The sequence below is a fragment of the Nonomuraea insulae genome, assembly GCF_042656245.1.
Genome location: NZ_JBHSPA010000113.1, coordinates 35,582 through 56,501, shown reverse-complemented (window position 1 = coordinate 56,501; position 20,920 = coordinate 35,582). Strand labels below are relative to the sequence as shown.

Below are 20,920 nucleotides of genomic sequence, written 5' to 3'. Positions count from 1 at the left end.
CCGCCGGGTTCATTCGGACGACGTGGTGCGCCAGCTCCGCCCACCTGAGCGCAGCGTCGCCAGCCCCTCCCGGATCCGGCCGACCCGGGAGTACAACTTCGGCGGGACGTGGGCGAGCACCGGGGAGGTGCGCTGGTCGAGCAGGTCCATCATCTGCTGCGGCGGCAGGTCGATGTAGCGCGGCAGGTTCTCGTACCAGCGGGAGCTGTAGTGGGCCGACCGCTGCGGCGCCTTGATCGCGGCCCTGCGTTTGCGCTGGTAGCGGGCCAGGGCGGGCTCGAGTTCCGCGTGCCCGTGCAGGGCGTCCACTAGGAAGGCGACATCGCCCAGCGCGAGGGTGGTGCCGGCGCCGACGGAGTAGTGCGTGGTGTGCGCGGCGTCCCCGATCAGGACGACGTTGTCGTGGTACCAGCGGCGGTTGGTCACGGTGCGGAAGTTGAGCCAGTGGGCGCTGCCGTCGACCTGGGTGCGGCCGATCAGCGGGTGCCCGTCGAGGACGTCGGCGAAGAGTTTCTCCAGCATGGCCAGGCTGTCGCTCTCGCTCGCCTCGTGGAAGCCGAGCCCCTCCCAGGTCTCGGGGGAGCATTCGACGACGACCGTGCTGTGCTCGCCGCTGTACTTGTAGCCGTAACACCAGATCCAGCCGTGCGGGGTCTGCGTGAAGGCGAAGACGAAGGAGTCGAAGACCTTGGTGGTGCCGAGCCAGACGTAGTGGTTGCGCCCGACCGCGATCTCGGTGCCGAAGTGGTCGGCGTTGTGCTCGCGCAGCACGCTGTTGATGCCGTCGCCGGCGACGATGAGGTCGGCGTCGGGTAGTTCTTCCTCGCCGCCGATCTCGTGCTCGAACGCGATGTGCACGCCCAGGGAGCGGGCCCGCTCGGCGAGGATGTCGAGCAACCGGCGCCGGCCGATGCCGGAGCCCTCGTCGGCGTTCTCCACCGTGATCGTCGCGCGGTCGTGGATGTGCACGACCCAGCTGTCCCAGCGGACCGAGCTCTCACTGATGGCGCGCGCGGACTCGGGATCGACGCGGTGCATGAAGTTGAACAGCTGGTCCCAGTACGTCACGCCCCAGCCGTAGGTGGAGCCGGCCGGGTTCCGTTCGTAGATGGTGATGTCATGGGACGGGTCCACCCGCTTCATCAGGATCGAGAAGTACAGGCTGGCGGGCCCGCCGCCGACGCAGGCGACCTTCACAAGAGCTCCCCACTACACGAAACGTCATCAATATGTAACAGAGAGTAGCATCAGCCGTTGTCGCGCCAGCAGATGACAGAAGCCGTGTCGCGTGCCTTGCCTCGCGGGCTGCGATAGGTCACGATTCACCGGACTTTCCCGTCGAACGCATTCATGAGGCACTCGTATGGAACCTCCTGAGCTGCTTCTCGACCCGCCCGCCGCCCGGGCCCTGCTGGTGGGCTCGGGCACCTACGCCGACGGGTCCCGGCTGCCGGGCCGTCGCCGCGACCTGACCGAGGCCGAGTGGCGGGAGCGCTTCGGCGAGACCGCCTACCGTCCCGCCTGCCCCTGATCCGGCAGCGGCGTGCTCATCGTGCCGTTGAGCAACATCTGAAGGCCCCACTTCTGGCGTGACCCGGGGTCCCCGGAGAGCAGTTCGCGGGCGAGCGCGGCGACGTTCGGATGCTCGGCGGGGGAGACGTGCTCCAGCGCCTCGGTGGCCGCGTCCCACTCCTGCGCCGTCTCCTCCGCCGATTCGGCCCGGGTGGAGTGCTCGGCGGCGGAGGCGGTGGTGACCAGCAGCAGGATGTCCACGCCCCAGGCGGCCTGCTCGCCGGGCACGCCGCCCTCGCTGAGCAGCGACAGCAGCGCCTCCAGGAGGTTGAAGTAGTTGGGGCCGGACGGGCGGGCGACCAGCGCGGAGCGGGCGAGGGCGGGGTGCTGGAAGAGCACGCCCGTGTACGAGGTGAGCACCGCCTCGATCCGCTCCTGCCAGTCGCCGGGGGCCTTGGCGGGGGCCAGGTCCACCGCGCCGAGCAGTTCGTCGAGGATCGCTGCGTGCAGTTCGGCGGTGTTGGCCACGTAGACGTACAGGGAGGCCGGGCCCGTGTCGAGCTCCTTGGCCAGGCGGCGCATGGTGACCCGCTGCAGCCCTTCCGCGTGCATGAGGCCGACCGCGGTGGCGACGATCCCGTCGCGGGTGAGCGCGGGTTTGGCGGGACGCTCACGGCGGCTGCGGGACTGTGCGGTCATGCGGACAACGTAGCGAACGCGTTCGTCCCGAACAAGTTCCGGATAACGAACTTGTTCGTAACGAACATGTTCGCTATCGTCCGGAGGGACGGACACCGCTCCACGGAGGGATCACCATGACCACCACCACCACCACCACGATCGTCGGCGCCGGCCTCGGCGGCCTGACCCTGGCCCGCGTCCTGCACGTCCACGGGATCGAGGCCGCCGTCTACGACCTCGACGTCTCCCGCGACGCCCGTACTCAGGGCGGCATGCTCGACATCCACGGCGACAGCGGCCAGGCCGCACTCCGAGCCGCCGGGCTGCACGGGGAGTTCCGCTCGATCGTCCACGTCGGCGGCGAGGCCACCCGGGTCCTCGACGAGCACGCCACCGTCCACTGGGACCAACCCGACGACGGCGACGGCGACCGCCCCGAGGTCGACCGCGGCGACCTGCGTGACCTGCTGCTGGACTCGCTGCCCGCGGGCACCGTCCGCTGGGGCGGCAAGGTCGTCGCCGCCCGGCGGCTGGACGGCGGGCGCCACGAGATCACCCTGGCCGACGGCTCCGCCTTCACCACGGACCTGCTCGTCGGCGCGGACGGCGCCTGGTCCCGCATCCGCCCCCTGGTCTCCACGGCTGTGCCCGCCTACCTCGGCATCTCCTTCGTCGAGATCAACCTCTTCGACGCCGACGCCCGCCACCCGCGCGGCTCGGCCCTCGCCGGAGGCGGCGGAATGTTCGCGCTCGGCCGGGGCAACGGCATCTTCTCCCACCGCGTGACCGACGGCAGCCTGCACATCTACGCGGCCGTCCGGGCGCCCGAGGAGTGGCTCGACACCATCGACTTCACCGACGCGGGGGCGGCCAAGGAGGCCGTGCTCAAGCGATTCTCCGGCTGGGACGACGACCTGCGGGCCCTGGTGGCCGACGCCGACGGCGAACTGGTCCCCCGCAAGATCCACGCCCTGCCGGTCGGCCACCGCTGGGACCGGGTTCCCGGCGTGACGCTGCTGGGGGACGCGGCGCACCTGATGTCGCCGTTCGCGGGGGAGGGGGCCAACCAGGCCATGTTCGACGGCTCCGAACTGGGCCTGGCGCTCGCCGCCCACCCGGACGACACCGAACGGGCGCTCGCCGCGTACGAGGAGGCGCTCTTCGCCCGCAGCGCGGAGATGGCCGCCGGATCGGCCGCCGGCCTGGACCTCTGCTTCGCCGACGACGCACCCCGCGGCCTGGTCCAGATGTTCGCAGAGGGACCCGGCTCGCGCGATGACACCACCGGCACCGAGGCGGCCTGAGCCACCCTGCCGCCCTCACCCTGCGTCACCGTTAGCGCTCCCGGAGGTGGAGGGCAGGTCGCCGTTAGCGCTCACGGGAGCCGGCCGCTGAGCGTGGTCAAGCGGGGCCGACGGGGCCGTTCGCGATGTAGCCGAGGTCGATCGGTTCTGCGGGAGGGCCGTCTCGTCGTACGCCGGCCAGCAGTTGCGGGAGTTGCGGCGGCCACAGCGGCTCCACGGCAGCGGACAGGTCGTCCGGCGTCCACCATCGCCAGCGCAGGATCTTGTCGGCCGCGTGCGCGGCGCTCAGGTCACCGATGGGATCCCGGCGCGGCCCTTGGGCGAGGAAGATGTGCTCATGCTGCCGTACGGGGACGCCGGCCCTGGTGAAGTCGTGTTCCCAGAGGCAGAGCACGGCGCCGATCTCGAGGTCGGCCCACCCGGTCTCCTCGCGCAACTCCCGCAGGACCGCCTGCGACGGCGTCTCGCCCGCGTCCATCCCGCCACCGGGCATCGCCCAGTGGACGCCGACCTCCTCGTTGTCGTACCGGAGCAGGAAGACCGCTCCTTCCGGGTCCAGCACCGCGACCCTGGCCGCCTTTCTGGGGATCCGCATCCGCACACCCTGCCAGACGAAGCCGGTCACCGTCGATCACGGTCCGCTCCCGGTGAGCCGCCGCTGATCAGGACCTCCACCCCGTCGAGGATCCGGTCGAGCCCGAACTCGTAGTCGAAGCGCCGTTCGCGTTCGGGAAGATCGGCCGGATAGTCGAACGCCCCCGCCTCGACCGCGGCGCGCAGGGCGGGCAGGCGCCCGGCGTCCACGCGGGAGGAGAGCAGCGCGCTGTGGGCGGCGATCGACGCTGCCGAGGCGGCCGGGCCGAGGTCGGCGCCCAGCCGGGCGGTGGCATGCATGTACGTGGCCACCAGCAGCACCACGCCGGCCTTGTCGCGCTCGCCGAGCCCGGTGCCGCCGAGCACGGCCAGGGCGCGGTCGGTCCAGGCGAGCTGGTTGGGCGTGGCGGGGGGCCCGGTGATGGGCACGTGCACGATCCAGGCGTGGGTGCGCAACATCTCCCACTGGGCCCGGCACCAGCGGCGCAGCCCGTCGCGCCAGCCGGCGCAGGGTTCGTCGAGCTCGGCGGGCACGGCCGCGACCGCGTCGAGCATCAGCAGCAGCAACTCGTCCTTGTTCCTGACGTGCCGGTAGAGCGACATCGTGGTGAAGCCGAGCCGCCCGGCGACCCGAGCCATCGACACCGCCTCCAGCCCGCCCTCGTCGGCCACCTCCACCGCCGCCCGCGCGATGCGGCCCAGGCTCAGCCCCGCCTTCGGCTCGGGCTCGGGCCGGTCCAGTCGCTCCCACAGATCCATCCACTCAGTGTATTACGTACACTGCGTGTATGACATACACAGCACTGATCGCGGGCGGCGGGATCGCGGGCGCGGCGAGCGCGATCGCCCTGCGCAAGGCGGGGATCGACGCGGTCGTCCATGAGGCGTACGACAGGACGGCCGACGACGCGGGCGCTTTCCTGACGCTGGCGCCGAACGCGCTCGACGCCCTGCGCGCCCTCGGCTTAGACCTAGGCGGGCTCGGCTTCGACACCCCGGGCATCACGCTCACCAGCGGCTCCGGCAGGCGGCTCGGCGAGTTGTCCTACGGCCTCGACGGCGTGCCGAGCAGGACCGTCAAGCGCTCCGACCTCTACCGCTTCCTGCGCGAGCAGGACCTTCCCATCCGGTACGGCAAGCGCCTCGTCGACGCCGCGCGCACCGGTGACGGCGTACGGGCGAGGTTCGCCGACGGCGGCACGGCCGAGGCGGACCTGCTGATCGGCGCGGACGGCCTGCACTCGAAGGTCCGCGAGCTCATCGACCCGGCCGCCCCCGGCGCCCGCTACACCGGGCTGCTCAACGTCGGCGGCTACGCGCGCGGCGTCTCGACCGGCGTCGAGCCCGGCATGATGCACGCCGTCTTCGGCAAGCGCTGCTTCTTCGTCTCCACCACGCGCCCCGACGGAGAGGTGTGGTGGGCGGCGAACCCCGCCCAGGCCACCGAGCTCACCCCCGCCGAGCTGGCCGCGATCACGCCGGACGAGTGGCGGGCCCGGCTGCTCGACCTGTTCCGGCGAGACCTCGGCCCGGCCAGGGACGTCATCGCGGCGACCGGGCAGATCCTCGCGGGCTGGAACTCCTACGAGGTGCCGGGCGTGCCGCTCTGGCACCGCGACCGGATGATCATCATCGGTGACGCGGCCCACGCCACCGCCCCGTCGATCGGGCAGGGCGCGGCCATGGCCGTCGAGGACGCCGTCGTCCTGGCCAAGTGCCTGCGTGACAGCCCCGGCGTCGAGGCCGCGTACGCCGCCTACGAACGGCTGCGGCGGCGGCGCGTCGAACGCGTCGTCGAGCAGGGCAACCGCACCGGCGGATGGAAGGCGCTGAACCCGCTGGCCAGGGTGCCGCGCGACGTGATCATGAGCCTGGGCATGAAGCTCGCGGCCAGGACCGGCGCGGACCCGAGCCGCTGGATCTACGAACACCACATCGACTGGGACGAGCCGGTCCACGCCTGAATCGAGCACCGCATCGACCGAGTTGAACCGGTCCACGCCTGAACTGGGCATCTCATCGACCGGGCCGAGCCGAACCCGGGCCGGGCTCAGCCTGGTGGGGGTGGGGCCGTGCTGCCACGCACCACCAGCCGGGTCGGCACGAGGTCGGTGCCCGGCCGCGCGGCCTGGTTCTGGCGGATCTGCACCAGCACCCGCTGCACGCACCTCTTGCCCACCTCGGCGAAGTCCTGGTGCACGGTGGTCAGCGGCGGGACGAAGTACGCGCTGTCGGGGATGTCGTCGAAGCCCACCACGCTGATCTCGCCGGGAACGGCCAGGCCGCGCTCGTGGAAGGCGCGCAGCAGCCCGAGTGCCATCTGGTCGTTGGAGGCGAACACGGCCGTGCACTCGGGCGCGAGCGCGAGCCCGGCGGCGTAGCCGGACTCGGCCGACCAGTCGCCGTGCAGTGGCTCCGGCACCGGCCGGCCCGCCTGCTCCAGCGTCGTGCGCCAGGCCGCGGCCCGGCGCTGGCTGGCGAAGGACGTCTGAGGCCCCGTGACGTGCCAGACGGTCTTGTGTCCCAGGTCGAGCAGGTGGTGCACGGCCCGCCGCGCCCCGTCGGCCTGGTCGGTGTCGACCACGCTGTAGCGGTCGCCTGCGTCGGAGTCGACCACGACGACGTGCACCCCGGGCGGCAGGGTGACGGTGCCGGCGTCGAGCAGGTGGATCTCGATGATGACGATGACCGCGTCCACGGCCAGTTCGCCCATCCGGGTGAACGCCCCCAGCACGTTGTCCTGGGTCGGCATGTCGAGGGGGAACAGCGTGATCGCGTACCCCTCGGCGGCGGCGTGGGTGGCGATCGCCTCCACCGTGCGGCTGTTGCCGGTCGAGGCCAGCCCGAAGAGGATCACGCCGATCGTGTTGAACTGCCCGTACCGCAACGCGCGCGCGGCGCTGTTGGGCCGGTAGCCCAGCTCCCGCATCGCCGCGAGCACCTGCTCACGGGTCGTCTCGATGACCCCCTGGTGGCCGTTGGACACCCGGGACACGGTCTGGGACGAGACCCCCGCCAGCTTGGCGACGTCGGCCATGGACACCCGCTGCTTGCGCCGGCCTCCGGGAACGCCGGAACCGCCGCGCTGCGCGCCGCCGCTGGGCGTCGTGCGGTGCCCATCATGGGGCCCCTCGTGCGGCCCATCATGCGGCCCGGCGTGAGGTCCATCGTGGGGCTCGTCCCGATTCATCGCGTCCATGCTCTGCCTGCCTTGACGGCCCGTGTGGCCGGTGCCACGATACCGCAACGGAAGTTTACGTAAACATCACCACGGGATCATCTCCGGCAACCCTCGGTCATGGACAATCGGCGCCCGCTTGCCCGACCCGATGTTTACGTTAACAAGGGAGGAAGTGGTACCGAGTGACCAGGCGATCGTGGGCGGGCTGGCGGTTCGTCGGGCCGTTCATGGCGGTGTTCGCGCTCGTCTTCCTGGCACCGATCGTGTACTCGATCTACCTGAGCCTCTTCCGCACCCAGCTCATCGGCGGGACCACGTTCGTCGGCGCGGACAACTACGTCAAGGCGCTGGGCGACCCGCAGTTCTGGTCGGCCTTCGGCAACGTGGCGCTCTTCCTGGTCGTGCAGGTCCCGATCATGTTGTTCCTGGCGCTGCTGGTCGCCCTCGCGATCGACAGCGGCCGGCTGTACGGGTCGAGCTTCTTCCGCATCTCGGTCTTCCTGCCGTACGCCGTCCCCGCGGTCGTCGCGACGCTGATGTGGGGCTTCATGTACGGCACCCGCTTCGGCCTGCTCGCCAACCTCAACGACATCTTCGGCGTGTCCCTGCCTGACCCGCTCTCGGCCGACCTGGTCCTCGCCTCCGTCGGCAACATCGTGACCTGGGAGTTCGTCGGCTACAACATGCTGATCCTGTACTCGGCCCTGCGCGTGGTCAACCCGTCCCTCTACGAGGCCGCCGAGATCGACGGGGCCGGCCAGTTCCGCATCATCCTGGCCATCAAGCTCCCGGCCCTGCGCGGCGCCCTGCTGATCGCCACGATCTTCTCGATCATCGGCAGCTTCCAGCTCTTCAACGAGCCCGCCATCCTCAAGAACCTGGCGCCGAACACGATCACGACGTACTTCACGCCGAACTACTACGCCTACTCGTTGTCGTTCAACGGCCAGCAGTACAACTACTCGGCGACCGTCGCCATCGTCATGGGCGTGATCACGATGATCGTCGCCTACGTCGTCCAGCTCCGCGGCATGCGGAAGGAGGTCTGAACGGTGACCACCACCCGCCCGCTGGTGATCCGCCACCGGCGCCCGGCGCGGCGCGGAAGCCGGCGCAGCGCCACGCTGACCGTCCTGACCGCGATCATGCTGGTCTACACGCTGCTCCCGCTCCTCTGGCTGGTGATCAACGCCTCGAAGACGCAGGAGGGGCTGCTCAGCTCGTTCGGCCTGTGGTTCGACGACGACTTCGCGCTGTTCGGCAACATCGCCGGCACCTTCACCTACGGCGGCGGCATCTTCACCCGCTGGCTGCTCAACACCCTGCTCTACGTGGTCGCGGGCGCGGGCGGCGCGACGCTGCTGGCCACGATCGCCGGGTACGGGCTGGCGAAGTTCGACTTCCCCGGCAAGAAGGCCGTGTTCGCCTTGGTCATCGGCGCGGTCGCGGTCCCCGGCACCGCGCTGGCCGTCCCCACGTTCCTGATGTTCTCCAGCCTCGGCCTGACCAACACCCCGTGGGCGATCATCGTGCCGTCGCTGGTGTCGCCGTTCGGGCTCTACCTCATGTGGACCTTCGCCGCCGACGCCGTGCCGAACGAGATCCTCGAATCGGCGCGGGTGGACGGGGCCGGGGAGTTCCAGACGTTCTTCCGCATCAGCCTGCCGCTGCTGGCGCCCGGGATCGTCACGGTCCTGCTGTTCACCGTCGTCGCGACGTGGAACAACTACTTCCTGCCGCTGATCATGCTGAAGGACCCCGACTGGTACCCGCTCACGGTCGGCCTCAACACCTGGAACGCCCAGGCGACCACCGCGGGCGGCGACGCCATCTTCCACCTCGTGATCACCGGCTCGCTGCTCACCATCGTCCCGCTGATCGTGGCGTTCCTGCTGCTCCAGCGGTACTGGCAGTCCGGCCTGGCCGCCGGGAGCGTCAAGGAGTGACCGGCGCCACACCCATGAAAGGGAATCCATGACGAGAACCCGCCGCAGCGCCCTCCTGGTGGGCGCGGCCCTGTCGGTGTCGCTGATGACCGCCGCCTGCGGCTCTCCAGGTCAGGAGGCGGCCGCCCCGGTGAAGAGCACGTCGGCCACCGACCTGGAGGCCACGCTGAACGCCGGTGGCACCATCACGGTCTGGGCGTGGGAGCCGACGCTGAAGCCGGTGATCGAGAGTTTCCAGGCGAAGTATCCGAAGGTGAAGGTCAACCTGGTCAACGCCGGCACCGGCGACGACCAGTACACCGCGCTGCAGAACGCGATCAAGGCCGGGTCCGGCGTCCCCGACGTGGCCCAGATCGAGTACTACGCGCTGCCCCAGTTCGCGCTGTCCAAGTCGGTCACCGACCTGACGGCCTTCGGCGCGGACAAGCTGGAGGGCACCTTCACCCCGGGCCCCTGGAACTCGGTGCACTCCGGCGCCGGGATCTACGGCCTGCCGATGGACTCCGGGCCGATGGCGCTGTTCTACAACAAGGACGTCTTCGACAAGCACAAGATCGAGGTGCCGGCGACCTGGGAGGAGTACATCGCGGCGGCCAGGAAGTTGCACAAGGCCGACCCGAAGGCGTACATCACCAGCGACACCGGTGACGCCGGCTTCACGACCAGCATGATCTGGCAGGCGGGCGGCAAGCCGTACCAGGTGGACGGCACCAAGGTGGGCATCAACTTCGCCGACGCCGGCACGCAGAAGTTCACCACCGCCTGGCAGCAGCTCGTCACCGAGAAGCTCGTCGCGCCGATCGTCGGGTGGAGCGACGAGTGGTACAAGGGCCTGGGCGACGGGACCATCGCCACGCTCGTGATCGGCGCCTGGATGCCCGCCAACTTCGAGACCGGCGTCAAGGCCGGGTCCGGCAAGTGGCGGGTCGCCCCCATGCCGCAGTGGGAGAGCGGCGGCAAGGCCACCGCCGAGAACGGCGGCAGCTCGCTGGCCGTCCCCGAGGCCGCCGCGAACAAGGCGCTCGCCTACGCCTTCCTCAAGTACGCCGGCGTCGATGACGGCGTGCAGACCCGCATGGACGGCGGCGCCTTCCCCGCCACGACCGCGCAGCTCAACGCGCCGGACTTCCAGGCCAAGAAGTTCCCGTACTTCGGGGACCAGGAGGTCAACAAGGTGCTGGCCGAGTCGGCGGGGCAGGTCGTGAGCGGGTGGTCGTACCTGCCGTACCAGGTGTACGCCAACAGCGTCTTCAATGACACCGTCGGCAAGGCGTACGTCGGCGGCGGCACCCTCCAGGACGGCCTGAAGGCCTGGCAGGACGCCTCCGTCAAGTACGGCCAGGAGCAGGGCTTCAGCGTTCAGTAACGCCCCGGCGCAGGACGGCGACCTGGCGGGGCGCGAGGAGGTGGCCGGGGGCCAGGCAGGGCCCCCGGAGCACCTCGCCCGCCACGCCGTCCACGGCCACGCTCTCGTCGGTGCGGTTGATGAGGAACCAGTAGTCGGCCTCGCCGTCCGTGCGCACCGCCAGCTCCACCCGCCCGGCGACGGCGGCGGGCAGCTCAGGGCCGACCCCGCTGAGCTCCAGGAACCGCGCCAGCACCGGCTCCAGGCCCTCGGGCCCGAGCCGGGTCGAGACGTAGGAGGCCGAGCCGGTCCCGACGGGGCGGGTGGTGATCGCGGGCCTGCCCGCGTGGTCGCCGGAGGTGTAGTTCGCGACGACCTTGACGTCCGGGCCGGTGACGTCGATCCGGTCGGTCCACAACGTGCCGGAGACGCCGAGGTCCAGCTCCACCCGGTCGCCGTCCGCCAGCGGCCCGAACTCCTCGATCCTGATGCCGAGCAGGTCGCGCAGCGCGCCGGGGTAGCCGCCGAGCCACACGTGGTCGTGCTCGTCCACGATGCCGGAGAAGTAGGTGGTGACGAGGTGGCCGCCGCCGGAGACGTACCGGTCGAGGCGCTCGGCCATGGGCCGCGGGACGACGTGCAGGATCGGGGCGACGAGCAGGTCGTAGTGCTCGAAGGAGCCGGCGGAGCCGATGACGTCGGCCCGCACGCCCGCGGCCAGGAACGCTGAATACCACTCCAGCGCCTCCTGCCGGTAGCGCAGCCGGGAGGTGGGGTGGGAGTCCAGCTCGCTCGCCCACCAGGAGTCCCAGTCGAACACGATCGCCGCCGCGGCCCGCCGCCGGCGCGTCCCCGCGACCGGCGCGAGCGCCTCCAGGGTCGCGCCGAGGTCCACGACCGAGTGGAAGACCTCGCTGTCGGTGCCGGCGTGCGGGATCATCGCCGAGTGGTACTTCTCGGCGCCGCCCGCCGACTGCCGCCACTGGAAGAAGCACACGGCGTCGGCGCCGTACGCGACGTGGGTCAGCGAGTCGCGGGCCAGCCCGCCGGGCTTCTTGGCCGGGTTGACCGGCTGCCAGTTCACCGCGCTGGTCGAGTGCTCCATGAGGAACCACGGCTCGCCCCCGGCCAGCATGCCGGTCAGGTTGGCCGAGAACGACAGCTCCTCCCGCCCCTCGGGCAGCAGGTAGTGGTCGTTGGCGACGAAGTCGATCTCGCGCGCCCAGTCCGCGTAGTCCATGCCCTTGGTCTCGCCCATGACCATGAAGTTCGTGGTGACCGGGATGCCGGGGGTCAGCTCGGCCAGCAGGTCGCGCTCGGCCCGCAGGTGCTCCTTCAGCGCGTCGGAGGAGAAGCGCTTGAAGTCGAGCTGCTGGGTCGGGTTGGGGTAGGAGGCGGCCAGGCGGGGCGGCAGGATCTCCGCCCACTCGCCGTACGCCTGCGACCAGAACGACGTCGCCCACGCCCGGTTCAGCTCCTCCACCGTGCCGTACCGGTCGCGCAACCACACCCGGAAGGCCGCGGCGGCGTCGTCGGAGTAGTCGTGGACGTTGTGGCAGCCCAGCTCGTTGGAGACGTGCCAGGCGGCCAGGGCGGGATGCTTCCCGTACCGCTCGGCCAGGGCTCTGACCAGGCGCAGGGCGTGCTCGCGGAAGACCGGCGAGGTCGGCCGCCAGTGCTGGCGCGCGCCCGGCCAGAGCGTGCGGCCGTCGTGGTCCACGGGCAGGATCTCCGGGTGCCGGGCGGTCAGCCACGGCGGCGGGGAGGCGGTGGCGGTGGCCAGGTCCACGGCGATGCCGTGCGCGTGCAGGAGGTCCATGACCTCATCCAGCCACGAGAAGCTCCACTGGCCAGGGCGGGGCTGGAGCCGCGCCCAGGAGAAGATCGCCAGCGAGACGATGTTCACCCCGGCGCGGCGCATCGCCAGGACGTCCTGCTCCCACACCTCCCGGGGCCACTGTTCTGGGTTGTAGTCCGCGCCGAAGGCGAACCTCCGGCGCGAGGGGTCGGCGGGCCAGCGCAGCCAGCGCCCGTGAGTGCCTGTCACTACCGCTCCTGCTCTGCGTATGTTTACGTAAACATAGCAGGGTCACTCACGCGGCGGGTGAGCCAGGTCTCCGACGGCCGGTATGACAGCGGTGTCTTGACAGAGCGCTCCAGGCTTGAAAGTTTCTTAACAAATCGGGGTTGACAACGTTGTCATGTCTGTCGCACGGCCGGCCGAAAGGTAAACCCGATGAAGCACCCTCCCCGACGATCACTCCTCATGGCGGTCTTATGCCCTCTCGTCTCACTCCTCCTCGCCGCTCCCGCCGCCGCCGCGTTGACGGCGGGAGCCGGCCCGGACCCCATCCCCAACCCCGGACCTTCGGGCACTCCGTCGCCGGGCCCCTCCTACAGCCCGCCCCCCGGCCCGCGCATGGCTGAGCCCCCGGCCCCCGACGCCGAGGTGCGGCGGGCCGCCCGCGACGCCCAGTCCCTGGCCCAGGCGGAAGGCGCCGCCTTCGCCTCCTCCTTCGAGCCGGGCGACCCCCAGCCGACCTGGCTCAACACGGCCGAGAAGGCCGAGAACATCACCGGCGCCCTGCCGGGCGGCATCGAGGGCGGCATCTCCGACCAGGTCGCCCAGGTCTCCGCCAGCGGCGAGTACGCCACCTCGGGCGAGGTCAAGGAGAACCTGGCCGACGGTGACGCCGCCACCAAGTGGCTGGTGTTCACCGCCACCGGCTGGGCCCAGTACACCCTGTCCGCCCCGGTCGCGGTCGTGCACTACGCCCTGACCTCCGCCAACGACGCCCCGGAACGCGACCCGCGCGACTGGCGGCTCCAGGGCTCCCAGGACGGCCAGAGCTGGACCACCCTGGACACCCGCACCGGCGAGACGTTCACGGCGCGCATGCAGCGCAAGGAGTACCGCTTCACCAACCCGGTCGCCTACGCCCACTACCGGCTCGACATCACCCGCATCGGCAGCGGCTCGACGCTGCAACTGGCCGAGTGGGAGTTGTCGGACGGCCGGAGCGGCCCGAGGCCGCCGAGCGACATGCGCAGCCAGATCGGCGTGGGCCCGAACGGCGGGTACGTCTCCAAGCCCCGCGCCGGCTTCTCCGGCCTGCGCGCCTTCCAGTACGCGGGCGCCACCACCGCCGAGGACGGCGGCCGCTCCACCAACAAGGTGTTCGAGGTGGACATCCCGGTCACCTCCACGACGGAGCTGTCGTACGTGGTCTTCCCCGAGTTCACCGCGGCCGACCTGCGCTACCCCAGCACGTACGTCTCGGTGGACCTGGCCTTCAAGGACGGCACCTACCTCAGCGACCTGCGGGCCACCGACCAGCACGGGGTCCGGCTGGCCCCGCGTGAGCAGGGCGAGTCCAAGACTCTCTACGCCGACCAGTGGAACTTCAAGCGCGCCCAGATCGGCGAGGTGGCCAAGGGCAAGCGGATCAGCCGCATCCTGGTGGCCTACGACAGTCCCGCCGGGATGGCCGGGTTCCGCGGGTGGATCGACGACATCAAGATCGTCTCGGAGCGGAGGCGGCAGCCGTACGAGGGGCGTGACGAGCGCAGGTCAAGCCCCTCGCAGTACGTGCTGACCACCCGCGGCACCCACTCCACCGGCGGTTTCTCGCGGGGCAACAACTTCCCGGCCACCGCGGTGCCGCACGGGTTCAACTTCTGGACGCCGATGACCAACGCCGGCTCGATCAGCTGGCTGTATGAGTACCACCGCGCCAACAACGCGGCCAACCTGCCGCAGATCCAGGCGTTCACCGCCAGCCACGAGCCGAGCCCGTGGATGGGCGACCGGCAGACGTTCCAGTTCATGCCCTCGGCGGCCGAAGGGGTGCCGAACCCGTCACGTACGGCCCGCGCGCTGCCCTTCCACCACGAGCGGGAGATCGCGAGCCCGCACCTGTACGCGGTCACCTTCGACAACGGGCTCAAGACCGAGATCGCGCCCACCGACCACGCGGCGCTGGCCCGCTTCACCTTCCCCGGCTCCCCCGGATCTCCCGCCAAGATCGTCTTCGACAACGTCAACGACAACGGCGGCCTGACCCTGGACGTGTCGGGCGGCGTGGTCACCGGCCACTCCGACGTGCGCAGCGACCTGTCCACCGGCGCCGCGCGCATGTACTTCTACGCCGTCTTCGACCGCCCGGTCACCGGCGGCGGCAAGCTGACCGGCCAGGGCCGCGACAACGTCCTGGGCTACCTGTCCTTCGACGCGGGCGAGAGCCGCACGGTCGGCATGCGCATCGCCTCCTCGCTGATCAGCGTGGAGCAGGCCAGGCACAACCTGGAGCTGGAGCTGGCCGCCTCCGACACGCTGGAGACGGTCAGCGAGCGGGCGCGGCGGGCGTGGGACGCCAAGCTGGGCGTCATCGAGGTCGAGGGGGCGAGCCGGGACCAGCTCGTCACGCTCTACTCCAACCTCTACCGCCTGTTCCTGTATCCCAACTCCGCGTTCGAGAACACCGGCACCAAGGAAGCGCCGGTGTACCGGCACGCCGTGCAGTCGGCCACCAGCACCTCGCCCACCACGCGGGTGGCGGACGGCAAGGTGTATGTCAACAACGGCTTCTGGGACACCTACCGCACCACGTGGCCCGCGTACGCGCTGCTCACGCCCGGCATGGCGGGGGAGATGGCGGACGGGTTCGTCCAGCAGTACGAGGACGGCGGCTGGATCGCGCGGTGGTCGTCGCCGGGGTACGCCGATCTGATGGTCGGCACCAGCTCCGACGTCGCCTTCGCCGACGCCTACCTCAAGGGCGTGACCGGCTTCGACGCGGCGACCGCCTACCAGGCCGCCGTCAAGAACGCCACGGTCGCCCCGCCCACCCGCCACGTGGGCCGCAAGGGCCTGTCCACCTCCGTCTTCCTCGGCTACACCGGCATCCAGTCCACTGGCGAGGCCATGTCGTGGGCGATGGACGGCTACATCAACGACTTCGGCATCGCCAACATGGCCAAGGCGCTCGCCGACCGCTCCAAGGGCGCCGAACGGGCCCGCTACCTGGAGGAACACGAATACTTCCGCAACCGCGCGCTCAACTACGTGCACCTGTTCGACCCGGCGGTGCGCTTCTTCCAGGGCAGGAACGCCGACGGCTCCTTCAGGAACAAGCCCGGCTCCTACGACCCGCGCGCCTGAGGCTTCGACTACACCGAGACCGACGGCTGGAACATGGCCTTCCACGTTCCCCAGGACGGCCGGGGCCTGGCCAACCTCTACGGCGGCGCCGGCAAACTGTCCGACAAGCTGGACGCCTTCTTCGCCACCCCGGAGACGGCGCTGTCCCCCGGCTCGTACGGCGGCGTCATCCACGAGATGCGCGAGGCCAGAGACGTGCGCATGGGCCAGTACGGGCACAGCAACCAGCCCTCCCACCACATCCTCTACATGTACGACTACGCCGGCCAGCCGTGGAAGACCCAGGCCAAGGTCCGCGAGGCGCTCTCCCGCCTGTACCTGGGCAGCGAGATCGGCCAGGGCTACCCGGGCGACGAGGACAACGGCGAGATGTCGGCCTGGCAGGTCTTCGGCGCGCTCGGCTTCTACCCGCTGCAGATGGGCAGCCCCACCTACGCGATCGGCTCCCCGCTGTTCAAGAAGGCGACGATCCGCCTGGAGAACGGCAGGAAACTGGTCGTCAAGGCGCCCGGCAACAGCTCCCGTAACGTGTACGTGCAGGGGCTGAAGGTCAACGGCAGGCCGTACGGGAAGACGTACCTGCCGCATGACCTGATCGCCGAGGGCGGCGAGCTGGAGTTCGAGATGGGACCGAAGCCGTCGCGCTGGGGCACCGGCAAGGACGCCGCCCCGCCCTCGATCACCGGCGACGACCGCGTCCCCGCACCGCTGCACGACGCCACGGGACCGGGGCGCGGCACCGCGACCGGGGCCGGCGGCGCCGACGTGAGCGCCCTGTTCGACGACGACTCCGCCACCCGGGCGACGCTGCCCGAGTGGGTCCAGTACACCTTCCCCGCCGACCGGCAGGCCCGCTTCTACACCCTCACCTCCGGCTCCGGCCAGCAGTCCGAGGACCCGGCCGGGTGGGCGCTGGAGGGCTCCGCCGACGGCACCACGTGGAAGGTGCTCGACGAGCGGTCCGGGGAGAGTTTCGCCTGGCGGCAGCAGACCCGCCCGTTCAAGATCGCCAAGCCGGGCGCCTACACCCACTACCGGATCCGGTTCGCTGGCGGCACGTCGCTCGCGGAGATCGAGCTGCTCGCCTCCGCGCCGCCCGCCACGTCACCGCTGGTCGTCGAGGCGGAAGGGGTCTTCGCCGCGCCGGGGGAGACCGTGACGCTCCCGGTGACCGTGTCCAACCACGCCGACCGGGCCGCCACCGGACGGCTGAGCGCGACCGCGCCCCAGGGCTGGACCGTCCAGCCGGCGGCCGCCGACTTCGGGCCCATCGCGCCGGACGCGTCCCAGACCGTGAACCTCCAGGTGACGCTGCCGGCGACGGCGGGTCCCGGCAGTCACCCGATCCAGCTCGCCGTCACCTCCGGCCAGGGCACGGCCGGGGCGCGGGCCACGGTGACGGTGATCGGCGACACCGTGGAGTTCACGCCGGGCACCGCCGCCGAGACACCCTGGCTGCTGGAGGAGGACGGGTCCCAGCTCGACGGCGAGGTGCACGACGGGCGCGCCCGCTTCACCGACGGCGACGCCCACGCCACCTACCGGTTCCAGCTCCCGGCGCCGGCGTCGCTGACGCTGGACATCGGCAACCAGTTCCTGGTGCAGGTCTCGGAGGACAACCAGACCTGGCGGACCGTGCTGCGGGAGGAGGCCAACGTGCGCGACCTGTCCAACCGGGCCGAGCGCACGATCGACGTCGGCGACGCGCGCACGTTCTACCTGCGCATCGCGGACGGTCAGCCGCAGGACGGCTGGGGGTCCTGGCTGGCCAGGGTCCGGCTCGACCTGCGGCTGAGCTGACTCAGTAGCGTTCGCTGAGGTTGAGGTTGATCTCGGTGAGCACGGTGGTGGACCTGCCGTACCTCAGCAGGTTCCCCAGGTCGTCCGGCAGGAGCAGGGTCGCCTGCCCGTGCCGGGCGGCCTGGCCGACCGACTTCAGCTCCAGGCCGGCCGCGACGAGCGAGAAGATCTTCGTCGCGGCGTTGATCCGGCGGTCGGCCAGGTTGAGGTACGCGGTCAGCAACTGCGCCCTCAGCAGGTCCGACTGCCTGATCGACAGGCCGTACACCGCCCTGACCTCCGCCCGGGTGAGCAGACCGTCCGCCACCGACCCGTCGGCCCCGTCGAACCGCTCGTCGGTCGCCTGCACGCGGGCCAGCAACTCGGCGCTCTGCCGGTCCCCGTGCAACTGCCACGTCAGTTGCGGCCACGGGTTCCTGGACGGCGTCACCTCCGTGACGCGGGTGGCCGCGCCGGCGGTCACCGGCTCGTACGCGCAGCCGTTCGCGTTCCGGTACGACGCGGTGGCCGTGTCGGGCAGCTCGGCCCCGGCGGTGAACAGCAGGCCGGCGCGCGCCGTGAACCGCACCGTCGTGCTCGCGCCGCCGTCCAGCGAGCCGAGCGACCAGGTCAGCGTGGTCGTTCCGTCGGCGTTGCGGGTCACCGACGACGCCTTCGGCTGGCTGCCGGTGGGATGCACCTCGGCGGGCAGCGTGTCCGTCAGCGACACCTGGGTGGCCGTGCCGCCGCCGGTGTTGTCCACCTTCAGGTCGATCGCCATGGCCTCACCGGCGTTGACGGTCGCCGGGGCGGACTTGGTGAGGGCCAGCACCGGGGCGTGGACGCTGGTGGCGGCCTCTGCGGTGTTGTCGCCCGTGTTCACCTCGGGGTCGCCGCCGGCGTCCTTCGCGGTCACCGTCGCCGTGTTGGTCAGCTTCGCCCCGTCCGCCGTCGTGCACGGCACCTCGTAGGTGAACGTCTCCGCCGCGGACTTCCCGGCGTCGAGGTAGGGCACCGTCCTGGTCGCCGTGCCGCCGCCGGGCAGGGTGTCGGCGACCTCGATCGCGGTGGCGGCGCCCGTACCGGCGTTGTCCATGCTCACGCGGTACGTGAGCGTGTCACCCGGCAGGGCGTCGGCCCGGTCCACGGTCTTCTTCACCGTCAGGTCCGGGTCGAACGCGCGGAAGAACTCGATCTCCTGCCGCAGCGCGGTCCCCGCGTCGATCTCGCTCCCGTAGTCCGTGTTCGCGACGCCGCTGGACAGGACGCCGGCCCGATACCTGAGGTTGTTCCAGTCCCTGAAGCCGAAGAGCGTGCTTCTGGGTGCGGGCGCGTCGTCCCGCGCGTTGATGTTCACATCCACGGTGCCCGGGTCGATGATCGCCATCCCCGTCACCGGGTTGCTGTTGCCGTTCCAGTTGAGCGGGCCGTTGCCCTGGCCGAAGCGGGTGCGGCGGTTCGCGTCGGTCCAGAACGTGTAGTCGGTGCCGTCGCCGATCCCCAGGGACTCGTCCAGTCTGCTCTTCTCCAGCTGCTGCAGCACCACGTTCGAGTAGTCGAGGCGGCGGTGCGCGCTCGTGACGTTGACCAGCCTCTGCGGGGGCGGCTGGATCGGGATCCCGCCCGGCTCGAAGGCGTAGTTCATGATGCTGAGATAGTTGGGCTTGAAGTTGGTCTCCTCGAAGCCGCCGTGATCGAGGCCGAGCGCGTGCCCGAGCTCGTGCATGATCGTGCCCGACTGGTCGCGCGGGGTGCCGAGGTTGGCGTACTGCCCGCCCGTGCCGAGGTCGTACAACTGCTCGTCGTCGGCGGTCCCGACCGTGTTCGCGAGAGTGTCGATCTTGCGGTCGCGGCCCACGTTGACGGTCATGTTGAGCTCGCGGTCGTCACCCGCGCGGACCGTTTCGAACTCCCCGCCGGGACCGGGGAAGATCGACGTGCCGATCGGCTGGTCGTTGCCCGCCACCACCGAGTCGAGCACCCCATTGGGCCCCGGCGTGATCTCGCTGCCCCGCCCGGGCTCGTCGTCGCCGGCCGGGGTCGTCTCCAGGAGGCCGTTCTGCCCCGCGGACACGCCGGCCAGCCGCCAGGACCCGAGCGTGACGATGAAGTCCTTCACCTCGTCGCAGCAGATGCCCGACGTGCGGCCGGCGTTCTCCAGGTTGTGCGCGAGGATCGCGTAGTGGGTGTAGGGGCGCAGCCGGAAGTGCAGGCCGTTGGTCCTGGCCGTCGCGTACGCCGTGCTGTCCAGCGCCATCGCGGTCTGCTCGGTGATGGCCCTGCCCGGCAGATGAACGAGGTCGACGCCCTCGGCCTTGTGCGGCCCGGGGAAGGGACAGTCCGGCTCCGCCGGCACCTTGGCCGCGTCGTAGGCGCTCACGAGCTCCGCGATGGCGCCCTTGTCCGGATCGTGGGAGTGGTCGGAGGCGACCATGAAGTCCGTCTTCAGCAGGATCGTCTTGCGGCAGGGGTCCGCCCGGCCCGGCAGGTCGGCGAGCATCGTGCCGTTGGTGTCCTTGACGCCGAACAGCTCGACCAGGTCCGGGATGCCGTCGTGGTCGAAGTCGGGCAACTGCGACGTGGTCAGCCTGAACCCGAGCTCGGCGATCTTCCCGTCGCCGTCGTCAGGGAAGTTCGGGTCGCCGTCGCCCTTGGCGCACGTCTGCCCCAGATTCGCGTCGCCGTGGCACGGGGAGCGCGGCGCCACCCCGTCGCCCTGCCAGGCGTCGGTGACCAGGTCGTAGGTGAGGTTCAGCTCGACGTCCTGGTTGGCGGGGGAGATGTCCATCCGGTCGTCCCCGAAGCCGAGGGCGCTGTCGTCGTCCCAGACCCGGATGAGCACCGGGATCGTCGTCTGGTCGTTCCTGAGGGGGAGGGTCCTGGTGAACACCCACTTCTGGGCCCCGAAGTGATCCGCGCTCGGGCTGAACACGTCGTCGGCGATGGGCGCCCTGCGCTCGACCGGGGCGGCCGGGTCGTCCCCGATCCTGATCTCCGGGAAGAACTCTCCCTCCTCCCCGATGCCGTCGTCCGGCACCTCGAACCGCTGGAAATGGTCGATGCTCAGCGTCACGGAGACGCTGCTCGCCATCGCCGGCTGGGCGGGTAAGACCGGCAGGAAGGCGATCCCTGTCAGGACGGCGGACGCGTACGCGATCCACCGTTTACGAACCGTTCCGTTCATGGGCCGTCACCTCGGCACGCTCGGGAGTTTCACGCAGCATGCGGGTCATGGGAGGGGAACGGATGAGTAGGCCCTACCTAGTCCGTTTCGCCCCCGTGCTCCGGGACGAGCGCAGCGGCCACCGCCGCTACAGCGCCGGGTCCGTACGGACGATCGAGGCGCTGAGCTGCCTGCGGGCGACCGGGATGAGCGTCAGGACATGCGCGCGTACCTTCGCCACCTGGCCGGCGGTG

Annotated in this window: 14 protein-coding genes and 1 pseudogene; 8 read left to right on the top strand and 7 right to left on the bottom strand. The window is 70.7% G+C overall.

All coding sequences use genetic code 11. The features are described from left to right. Positions 1-9: 9 nt before the first annotated feature. A complete protein-coding gene (locus tag ACFPZ3_RS63150) occupies positions 10-1,197 on the bottom strand; it encodes an FAD-dependent monooxygenase (protein ID WP_379524025.1) in 1,188 nt (395 codons plus the stop codon). A 166-nt stretch (positions 1,198-1,363) separates the two neighbouring features. Between ACFPZ3_RS63150 and ACFPZ3_RS63145 the strand changes: the two genes are divergently transcribed. After that, on the top strand, positions 1,364-1,531 hold the full coding sequence (locus ACFPZ3_RS63145; protein WP_379524024.1) for a hypothetical protein: 168 nt from the start codon (positions 1,364-1,366) through the stop codon (positions 1,529-1,531). Here the strand turns inward: ACFPZ3_RS63145 and ACFPZ3_RS63140 are convergent. Further along, positions 1,510-2,211 (bottom strand): TetR/AcrR family transcriptional regulator, encoded by a 702-nt coding sequence (locus ACFPZ3_RS63140; protein ID WP_379524023.1) that lies wholly within the window; start codon positions 2,209-2,211, stop codon positions 1,510-1,512. The genes ACFPZ3_RS63145 and ACFPZ3_RS63140 overlap by 22 nt on opposite strands. 116 nt (positions 2,212-2,327) lie before the next feature. Here ACFPZ3_RS63140 and ACFPZ3_RS63135 point away from each other — a divergent pair, with 116 nt between their 5' ends. Beyond that, a complete protein-coding gene (locus tag ACFPZ3_RS63135) occupies positions 2,328-3,497 on the top strand; it encodes an FAD-dependent oxidoreductase (RefSeq protein WP_379524022.1) in 1,170 nt (389 codons plus the stop codon). A 97-nt stretch (positions 3,498-3,594) separates the two neighbouring features. Here ACFPZ3_RS63135 and ACFPZ3_RS63130 read toward each other — a convergent pair whose 3' ends face one another. Both ACFPZ3_RS63130 and ACFPZ3_RS63125 read right to left on the bottom strand, forming a co-directional pair. Further along, positions 3,595-4,092 (bottom strand): NUDIX hydrolase, encoded by a 498-nt coding sequence (locus ACFPZ3_RS63130; RefSeq protein WP_379524021.1) that lies wholly within the window; start codon positions 4,090-4,092, stop codon positions 3,595-3,597. Between the two features lie 26 nt (positions 4,093-4,118). Then, entirely contained in the window at positions 4,119-4,850 is a 732-nt protein-coding gene (locus ACFPZ3_RS63125) for a TetR/AcrR family transcriptional regulator (RefSeq protein ID WP_379524020.1), read from the bottom strand. 29 nt (positions 4,851-4,879) lie between these two features. On the opposite strand from ACFPZ3_RS63125, the gene ACFPZ3_RS63120 reads away from it, so the two are divergent. Then, positions 4,880-6,055 carry an FAD-dependent monooxygenase gene (locus ACFPZ3_RS63120; protein WP_379524019.1) on the top strand — a complete coding sequence of 392 codons (1,176 nt, stop codon included), beginning with the start codon at positions 4,880-4,882 and terminating at the stop codon, positions 6,053-6,055. A gap of 86 nt (positions 6,056-6,141) precedes the next feature. Here ACFPZ3_RS63120 and ACFPZ3_RS63115 read toward each other — a convergent pair whose 3' ends face one another. Then, positions 6,142-7,281, bottom strand: coding sequence for a LacI family DNA-binding transcriptional regulator (locus ACFPZ3_RS63115; RefSeq protein WP_379524018.1), 1,140 nt, complete (start codon positions 7,279-7,281; stop codon positions 6,142-6,144). Positions 7,282-7,454: 173 nt separating this feature from the next. On the opposite strand from ACFPZ3_RS63115, the gene ACFPZ3_RS63110 reads away from it, so the two are divergent. Genes ACFPZ3_RS63110 through ACFPZ3_RS63100 form a run of 3 tightly spaced genes read left to right on the top strand, consistent with a single transcriptional unit; the run spans position 7,455 to position 10,584 of the window. Next, positions 7,455-8,321 carry a carbohydrate ABC transporter permease gene (locus ACFPZ3_RS63110; RefSeq protein ID WP_379524017.1) on the top strand — a complete coding sequence of 289 codons (867 nt, stop codon included), beginning with the start codon at positions 7,455-7,457 and terminating at the stop codon, positions 8,319-8,321. A 3-nt stretch (positions 8,322-8,324) separates the two neighbouring features. Then, positions 8,325-9,218, top strand: a complete 894-nt coding sequence (locus tag ACFPZ3_RS63105) for a carbohydrate ABC transporter permease (RefSeq protein WP_379524016.1) — start codon at positions 8,325-8,327, stop codon at positions 9,216-9,218. A 28-nt stretch (positions 9,219-9,246) separates the two neighbouring features. Beyond that, on the top strand, positions 9,247-10,584 hold the full coding sequence (locus tag ACFPZ3_RS63100; protein WP_379524015.1) for an ABC transporter substrate-binding protein: 1,338 nt from the start codon (positions 9,247-9,249) through the stop codon (positions 10,582-10,584). On the opposite strand, the gene ACFPZ3_RS63095 is transcribed toward ACFPZ3_RS63100, so the two are convergent. Then, positions 10,571-12,610 carry a beta-galactosidase gene (locus ACFPZ3_RS63095; RefSeq protein ID WP_379524014.1) on the bottom strand — a complete coding sequence of 680 codons (2,040 nt, stop codon included), beginning with the start codon at positions 12,608-12,610 and terminating at the stop codon, positions 10,571-10,573. The two genes, ACFPZ3_RS63100 and ACFPZ3_RS63095, sit on opposite strands and share 14 nt — an antisense overlap. Before the next feature lie 189 nt (positions 12,611-12,799). Between ACFPZ3_RS63095 and ACFPZ3_RS63090 the strand changes: the two are divergent. Continuing rightward, positions 12,800-16,345 (top strand): annotated as a pseudogene (locus ACFPZ3_RS63090) (GH92 family glycosyl hydrolase); the annotation flags it as partial. A 3-nt stretch (positions 16,346-16,348) separates the two neighbouring features. After that, entirely contained in the window at positions 16,349-17,524 is a 1,176-nt protein-coding gene (locus tag ACFPZ3_RS63085; RefSeq protein WP_379524041.1) for a COG1470 family protein, read from the top strand. A gap of 1 nt (position 17,525) precedes the next feature. Here ACFPZ3_RS63085 and ACFPZ3_RS63080 read toward each other — a convergent pair whose 3' ends face one another. Continuing rightward, on the bottom strand, positions 17,526-20,687 hold the full coding sequence (locus ACFPZ3_RS63080; protein ID WP_379524013.1) for a CARDB domain-containing protein: 3,162 nt from the start codon (positions 20,685-20,687) through the stop codon (positions 17,526-17,528). Positions 20,688-20,920 lie beyond the last annotated feature (233 nt).

What these genes read in the sequence shown, in the direction of transcription:
- ACFPZ3_RS63080 (WP_379524013.1), bottom strand. Translation starts at nt 20,687, where the DNA reads ATGAACGGAACGGTTCGTAAACGGTGGATCGCGTACGCGTCCGCCGTC.
- ACFPZ3_RS63115 (WP_379524018.1), bottom strand. Translation starts at nt 7,281, where the DNA reads ATGAATCGGGACGAGCCCCACGATGGACCTCACGCCGGGCCGCATGAT.
- ACFPZ3_RS63100 (WP_379524015.1), top strand. Translation starts at nt 9,247, where the DNA reads ATGACGAGAACCCGCCGCAGCGCCCTCCTGGTGGGCGCGGCCCTGTCG.
- ACFPZ3_RS63120 (WP_379524019.1), top strand. Translation starts at nt 4,880, where the DNA reads ATGACATACACAGCACTGATCGCGGGCGGCGGGATCGCGGGCGCGGCG.
- ACFPZ3_RS63135 (WP_379524022.1), top strand. Translation starts at nt 2,328, where the DNA reads ATGACCACCACCACCACCACCACGATCGTCGGCGCCGGCCTCGGCGGC.
- ACFPZ3_RS63140 (WP_379524023.1), bottom strand. Translation starts at nt 2,211, where the DNA reads ATGACCGCACAGTCCCGCAGCCGCCGTGAGCGTCCCGCCAAACCCGCG.
- ACFPZ3_RS63125 (WP_379524020.1), bottom strand. Translation starts at nt 4,850, where the DNA reads ATGGATCTGTGGGAGCGACTGGACCGGCCCGAGCCCGAGCCGAAGGCG.
- ACFPZ3_RS63085 (WP_379524041.1), top strand. Translation starts at nt 16,349, where the DNA reads ATGGGACCGAAGCCGTCGCGCTGGGGCACCGGCAAGGACGCCGCCCCG.
- ACFPZ3_RS63130 (WP_379524021.1), bottom strand. Translation starts at nt 4,092, where the DNA reads ATGCGGATCCCCAGAAAGGCGGCCAGGGTCGCGGTGCTGGACCCGGAA.
- ACFPZ3_RS63145 (WP_379524024.1), top strand. Translation starts at nt 1,364, where the DNA reads ATGGAACCTCCTGAGCTGCTTCTCGACCCGCCCGCCGCCCGGGCCCTG.